The organism is Streptomyces ossamyceticus (assembly GCF_001418475.1).
In the GTDB taxonomy this organism is placed as follows: Bacteria; Actinomycetota; Actinomycetes; order Streptomycetales; family Streptomycetaceae; genus Streptomyces; species Streptomyces ossamyceticus.
The window spans coordinates 572-7207 of sequence record NZ_LIQX01000461.1; the positions used below are offsets into that span (position 1 = coordinate 572).

Annotated in this window: 6 protein-coding genes and 1 pseudogene; all 7 read right to left on the reverse strand. The window is 70.1% G+C overall.

The features are described 5' to 3' along the window. A pseudogene (locus AOK15_RS45770) lies at window positions 1-471 on the reverse strand (hypothetical protein); the annotation flags it as partial. Further along, the gene (locus AOK15_RS29410; protein ID WP_055521380.1) at window positions 468-1097 is read right to left on the reverse strand and encodes an RNA polymerase sigma factor; all 630 of its coding nucleotides are present in this window, start codon (window positions 1095-1097) and stop codon (window positions 468-470) included. The pseudogene AOK15_RS45770 and the gene AOK15_RS29410, both read right to left, overlap by 4 nt. A gap of 87 nt (window positions 1098-1184) precedes the next feature. Next, entirely contained in the window at window positions 1185-2282 is a 1098-nt protein-coding gene (gene ccsB / locus AOK15_RS29415) for a c-type cytochrome biogenesis protein CcsB (protein WP_055521376.1), read from the reverse strand. Then, window positions 2279-4000, reverse strand: coding sequence for a cytochrome c biogenesis protein ResB (gene resB / locus AOK15_RS29420; RefSeq protein ID WP_055521377.1), 1722 nt, complete (start codon window positions 3998-4000; stop codon window positions 2279-2281). The genes ccsB and resB overlap by 4 nt, the downstream gene beginning before the upstream one ends. Before the next feature lie 4 nt (window positions 4001-4004). Further along, window positions 4005-4775, reverse strand: a complete 771-nt coding sequence (locus AOK15_RS29425) for a cytochrome c biogenesis CcdA family protein (protein ID WP_240508650.1) — start codon at window positions 4773-4775, stop codon at window positions 4005-4007. A gap of 28 nt (window positions 4776-4803) precedes the next feature. Next, entirely contained in the window at window positions 4804-5406 is a 603-nt protein-coding gene (locus AOK15_RS29430; RefSeq protein WP_167738871.1) for a TlpA family protein disulfide reductase, read from the reverse strand. Between the two features lie 76 nt (window positions 5407-5482). Continuing rightward, window positions 5483-6636, reverse strand: a 1154-nt coding sequence (locus AOK15_RS29435; RefSeq protein ID WP_055521379.1) for a polysaccharide deacetylase family protein, incomplete at its 5' end; no start/stop codon positions are given.

Here is a 6636-nt window from a genome sequence, read left to right on the forward strand (position 1 = left end):
CTTGGTGTAGACGAACTGGTCGTCCTCGATGGCGGGCGGCTTCCGCTTCCCGGCGACCTCGGCGGCCCGCTCCAGCACCTCGGTCGCGCTCCGGTCGCTGAGGGTGCCGCCCGACCGGTCGTCATCCTTGAGCACAGTGGGCGCCGAGGGCCCGGTGATGTGCTGGGTCACCACGGAGCCGACGACCACGGCGACGGTCAGGGCGGCGGCCACGGCGGGCGCGGCGAAGGCCGGCCGCCGCCAGAACGGCCGTACGACCACCGGACGCGAGGTGTCCGCGCTCTCGGTACGGTTCTCGATCTCCCGCATCAACTGCTCCCTCAGGACGCTGTGACGGCCCGGCGGCAACTCCCGCTCCACGGCGGCCGGAACGTCCGGGGCGGACGGGGCCTGCGGGGAAGCCGCCGCGTCCGGCGAGGGCGAGGCGTCCGGCGGGGACGGGATGTCGCGGGGGGACGGGTTCTCGTTCACTGGTTCCCCTCCTGGATGGGCCCGGCCACGGGTGTGCGGCCACCTTGTGTCTGTCCGCGCCCGGCGACGGGTTCCCCGGCGAGCGCCGTGGCGAGCTTCGCGCGGGCGCGGGAGAGGCGGGAGCGGACCGTGCCCACGGGAACGCCGAGCGCCTCCGCCGCTGCGGCGTAGTCGAGGCCGCCCCAGGCGCACAGCGCGAGCACCTCGCGCTCGGGCCGCCGCAGCCGGGCCACCGCCGTGCGCACCGCCCGCAGATACGCCGTGTCGTCGAGCTTCCCGGCCACGTCGTCGGCGAAGTCCCGCACCGACTCGGGCCTCGGCAGCCGGGCCACGGCCGCGGCGTGGCGCCGCGCGGTACGGCGGCTGTTGCGGGCCACGTTGGTGGCGATGCCGAGCAGCCACGGACGCGGCGAACCGCCCTCCCGGTCCAGCCGGTCCCGCAGCCGCCACGCCTCCAGGAAGGTCAGCGACACGATGTCCTCGGCCGTCGACCAGTCCCCCGTCAGCCGGAAGGCATGGTTGTACACGGAACGCGCGTAGGCGTCGAAGACCTCGCCGAAGGCCTCCGCGTCCCCGTCCCTGATCCGGGCGCGCAACGCGCTCCGGTCCCCCTGATTCGTCTCCACGTCATCCCCCTGTCCGTACACCGAAGGCCGGTTCCCGTGACCCACGTCACACGGGAACCGGCCTTCGGTGTACGGAGTTCGTCGGGGTCAGACGCCCGCGTAGGAGTGCTTGCCGCTGACGAAGATGTTGACGCCGTAGTAGTTGAACAGCCAGCAGGCGAACGCGACGAGCGCGATGTACGCGGCCTTGCGGCCCTTCCAGCCGGCGGTGGCGCGGGCGTGCAGGTAGCCGGCGTAGGCGACCCAGGTGATGAAGGACCAGGTCTCCTTGGGGTCCCAGCCCCAGTAGCGGCCCCACGCGTCGCCCGCCCAGATGGCTCCCGCGATGATCGTGAACGTCCACAGCGGGAAGACGGCTGCGTTGACGCGGTAGGAGAACTTGTCGAGGGACGACGCAGCGGGCAGCCGCTCCATGACGGAGGTCGCGAACCGGCCCGGCCGGCCGCCGCTCGCCAGCTTGCTCTCGTAGGAGTCCTTGAACAGGTACAGGATCGTGCCGACCGCCCCCACGTAGAAGACGGCGCCGCAGAAGATCGCGGTGGAGACGTGGATGTACAGCCAGTACGAGTGAAGGGCGGGAACCAACTGGTCGCTGGCGGTGTACAGAACAGTGACGGCGAGACCGAGATCGAGGAGGACCGTGGTGATCAGCGGCAGGCCCAGCCAGCGCACGTCCTTCTTCAGCGCGAGCAGCGCGAGGTACACCCCGACGGCCACGGTGGAGAAGGTGATGTTGAACTCGTACATGTTGCCCCACGGCGCCCGCTGCACCGACAGCGCCCGCGCGAGCACACCGGCGGCCTCGACGGCCCACGCCAGCACCGTGAGGGACACGGCGATACGGCCGTAGAGGTCGCCCTGCTCGTCCCCGCCGTGGGCGCCCGGCCCGTCCGGCACGTCCCGCGCGCCGGCGGCGGCCCGTACGACCACCTTCGGCCGCTCCAGCACGGAGGTGCCCCCGGCCGACTTCACGGTCACCGAGGGCGCGGCCGTCTTCTTCGCCGCGTCCTTGCCGGACGGGTCGGCGGTGAGCGCGGCGGCCGTCCGGCCCACCTTGCTACGGCTGCCGAACAGCCATTCGGCGATGTACGCGAAGAAGGCCAGCGTGTACACGGCCATCGCGGAGTAGATCAGCGTGTTGCTGATGCTCGCGAGATTCTCGTTGGTCGCGGCGGCGAGAGTCACTTCTCAGCCCCTTCGGCAGTGACGACTGGGGGTTCGGAGTCGGGGTCGGGATCCGGGTCGGGGTCGACGTCCGGGTCGGGGTCGGGCGCGGTGGGAGCCTCGTCGTGGATCACCCCGGCCAGGTCGCCCAGCTCCTGAGGCACCTTCGCGGACTCGCTGCGGCCGAGGCCCGCCATCTCGACGACGGTCACCCCGTCGGGCCCGGCGACCGCGCGGACCCACACCCGACGGCGCTGGATGAAGAGGGACCCGGCGAGACCGAGGATCGCGGCGATCGCGCCCGCGAGGGCCCAGCCGCTGCCGGGCTGCTGGGTCACCTGGAAGCCGGCCCACTCCTTGACCCCGTCGAACGTGACGGTGCCCGCCCCGTTCGGCAGGGTCATGGACTCGCCGATCTCCAGGTTCTCCCGCACCTGCGCGCCCTTGTCGTCCCGGAACGCCTTCAGCTTCGACTTGTCGAGCTGGTACACGCTCTGCGGGAGGCCCGCGTTGACCCTCAGATCACCGTGGTACGGCGTCAGGTTCAGCCGCGGGTTCAGCAGCGCGGGGAACTGCGACACGACCGCCGAGTCCTTGCCGCCGTACGTCGGGAGGAAGAACGCCTGGATGCCGAGCTGGTCCCACTTGCCCTTGCCGTCGCGGTAGCCGTCCATCACCTTGATCGCGCCGGTGGAGGTGACGTTGGCGTCCAGCGGCAGCAGCGGCACCGCGTCCTCGAAGACGACCTTGCCCCGGCCGTCCTTGACGGTGATGACGGGCGCGTAGCCGTGGCTGACGAGGTAGACCTTGGAGTCGTCGATCTCCAGCGGCTTGTTGACCTCGATCCGGGTGGTCTTCGCCTTGCCGTCCGCGCCGACGGCGTAGTCGACGCTCGCCTCGAAGATCCGCGGGGTGCCCTTGTTGGGCCCGGTGGTCTCGTAGGTGCCCCGGAAGTTCTTCAGGTCGAAGCTGAACGGGTTGAGGTCGTCGGCGGAGAAGAGGTTGCCGGACTTGAAGTCGTCGTACTGCGGCAGGACGTTGGAGAACCCGTCGCCCTCGACGATCAGCTTGTTGCCCTCGGACTTGTAGAGCTGGCCCCAGGCGAAGGCGATGAGCATCACGATCAGCGCCAGATGGAAGGCGAGGTTGCCGGTCTCCCGGAGGTAGCCCTTCTCGGCGGCGACCGCGTCCCCGGCGACATGCGCGCGGAACCGGCGTCGCTTCAGCGCCTTCAGCGCGACCTCGCGGACCTGCTCCGGGGTGGCGTCGGTGCGCCAGGTCGCGTACGCGGGCATGCGCGTCAGCCGCTTCGGGGCGCCCGGCGGGCGGCCGCGGAGCTGGCCGACGAACTGCCAGGTGCGGGGCACGATGCAGCCGATGAGCGAGACGAACAGCAGGATGTAGATCGCGGAGAACCACACCGAGCTGTACACGTGGAACAGCCCGAGCTTCTCGTAGACCGGCCCCAGGGTGTCGTGCCGCTTCATGAAGTCGGCGACCCGGGTCTCGTCCTGTCCGCTCTGCGGGATCAGCGAGCCGGGGATCGCCGCGAGCGACAGCATGAACAGCAGCAGCAGCGCGACCCGCATGGAGGTCAGCTGGCGCCAGAACCAGCGGGCCCAGCCGATCACCCCGAGCTGGGGGACGTTGAGGGTGTCCTCCTGCGGGGCGGTGGACAGCCGCGAGCCGACGACGTCGAGTTCGCTGTCGTCGCGCTTGCCGGAGTCGGTCGTCGTCATTGGCTCAGATCCCAGGGGTGAAGCCGGTGGACCAGACCTGCATCTCCTGCACGATGCGGTCCCAGGCGCCGGTCAGCATGAGCACGCCGATGGTGATCATCATGCCGCCGCCGATGCGCAGCACCCACGCGTAGTGCCGCTTGACCCAGGCGAACGCGCCGAGCGCCTTGCGGAAGGCCACCGCGGCGAGCACGAAGGGCAGGCCCAGCCCCAGACAGTACGCCACCATCAGCAGCGCGCCGCGCACGGCGCTGCCCTCCTGCATCGCGAGGACGTTCACGGCGGCGAGGGTCGGGCCGATGCAGGGGACCCAACCTATGCCGAAGAGCGCACCGAGGACCGGGGCGCCCACCAGTCCGGTGGCCGGCTTGGTGTGGAAGCGGAACTCGCGCTGGGTGAGCCAGGGCATCAGCCCCATGAAGAACAGACCCATGAAGATCATGAGCCCGCCGAGCACCTTGGACAGCACCTGCTGGTGCTCCAGGAGCGTCGTGCCGAAGTACCCGAACAGGGCCCCGCTGGAGACGAACACCGCGGTGAACCCGAGCACGAACAGCCCGGCCCCGGCCGCCATCCGCCCCTTGCGGGCGTCCGCGAGGTCGGTGCCGCCGACGCCGGTGACGTACGACAGGTAGCCGGGGACGAGGGGCAGGACGCAGGGTGAGAAGAAGGAGACGAGACCGCCGAGCAGGGCGACCGGCAGCGCGAGCAGCAGGGCCCCGCTGGAGACGGTGTCGGTGAGGCCGGAAGCGTGGGTGGTGACGGCGGTGTTCAGCACGGTCGCGGTCGTCGTTCCGTGCACGTCACTTCTCCGCGAGGATCGGCTTGAGCATCTTGCGCAGCATTTCCTCGGTGAGCGGCGTCTGGGCCCGCGCCGCGAGCTTGCCCTCCCGGTCGACGACGACCGTCGAGGGGATCAGCTGCGGGTTGAGGGTGCCCTTCTCGAACCGGAGCAGCAACTTGCCCGTGGGGTCGTACAGGCTCGGGTAGGTGACCTTGAACTCTTCCTCGAAGGCCTGCGCGGGACGGGTGCTGGTGTCGCGGGTGTTGATGCCGACGAACTGCACGCCCTGACCGGCGAGGTCCTTGGAGACCTTGACGAAGTTGGCCGCCTCCGCGCGGCACGGCGGGCACCACGAGCCCCACACGTTCAGGACGACGATCTTGCCCTTGTAGGCGGAGGCCACATCGAGTTCGCCGCCGTCGATGGTCTTTCCGGCGAGCTCGGGGGCGCTGGCCCGCTCCCCCTTCCGCACGGTCGCGATGCCGTCGGAGCCGGCCACGAAGCCGGTGCCGCCGCCACCGCCCTCGATGCCTCCGCCCGAACAGGCGGACAGCACCAGCGCCAGGGCGACGGCCCCGGCGGAGAGCAAAGCGGCACGGCTGCGGCTCGTACGGACACTCATGTGAAAAGTTTCGCATGCCCGTTTCGTCGACCTGCGGCGGGGTCGAGCAGCCCGCCCGGTCGTGCGTCCGCCGAGGTCAGGCGGTCGATCCCGCCTTCAGGAAACCCTTCCAGCCACCCGCGGGCTCCTGCCCGACACCGAGGGTCTGGAGCTTGGCGAGGACCTCTGGCTTCTGCACGTCCATCCAGTCGACGAACTGCCGGAAGGAGACGATCCGGATGTCCCCGTCCTTGGCCTTCTCCTTGGCCCGGGCGATGTGCTTGAGGGCTCCCTCGACGGCGTCCATGTAGACCCCGCCGTTCCACTCCTCGAAGTGGTTGCCTATGAACAGCGGCGCCCGGTTCGTCTCGTACGCCCGCTGGAATCCGGCCACGTACGCGCCGGTGGCCTGGGTGCGGTAGGCCGGGTAGTTGGCGGGCGGGGCCTGGGTGGAGTTCTGGGACTGGTTGTACATGATGTTGTAGTCCATCGACAGGACCTCGAAGCTGCGGCCCGGGAACGGCACCGACTGCAACGGCAGGTCCCAGACGCCCTGCTTCTTCCCGGGCCAGACCTGGAGGCCGCCGGGCGAGGACGAGTCGTAGCGCCAGCCCAGCTCGCGCGCGGTGGGGAGCAGGTTCTGCTGCCCGAGCAGACACGGGGTGCGTCCGCCGACCAGCTCCTTCTCGTAGTCGAAGGGCAGCGGATCGAGGTCGGTCCAGCCGCTGTTCGTCTTCCACTCCGTCACGAACGACTTGGCCTGCTCTATCTCGCTGCGCCACTGCTTGGGCGTCCACTTGCCGACCGACCCGAAGCCGTCGCCGCAGAAGTGGCCGTTGAAGTGGGTGCCTATCTCGTGGCCGTCGAGCCATGCCGTCCGCAGGTGCCCCAGCGTCGACTTGATGTGCTCGTCGGTGAGGTAGCCGATGTCGGAGGCGCCGGGGGCGTTGTTCGGCGGGAGGTACTTGCGCTTCTTCGACTCGGGCAGCAGGTAGATCCCGGAGAGGAAGAACGTCATGTGGGCGTCGTGGTCCCGGCCCGCCTTCAGGAACCGCTCGAAGAGGCCGTTCCCGACGTCACCGGCGCCGTCCCAGGAGAACACCACGAACTGCGGCGGGGTCTCGCCCGGCTCCAACGGCCGCGGCTTCTCCGGCTGGTTGGGCTGCTTGCCGGTACGGGCGGTGGAACCGTCCCCGATCGGCGTCACCTTCCTCTTCGGCTTCCCCTTGCCCTTGCCCTTGCCGCCGCCCC

Coding starts and splice junctions, on each gene's coding strand:
- resB (WP_055521377.1), bottom strand. CDS start 4,000: ATGACGACGACCGACTCCGGCAAGCGCGACGACAGCGAACTCGACGTC.
- AOK15_RS29430 (WP_167738871.1), bottom strand. CDS start 5,406: ATGAGTGTCCGTACGAGCCGCAGCCGTGCCGCTTTGCTCTCCGCCGGG.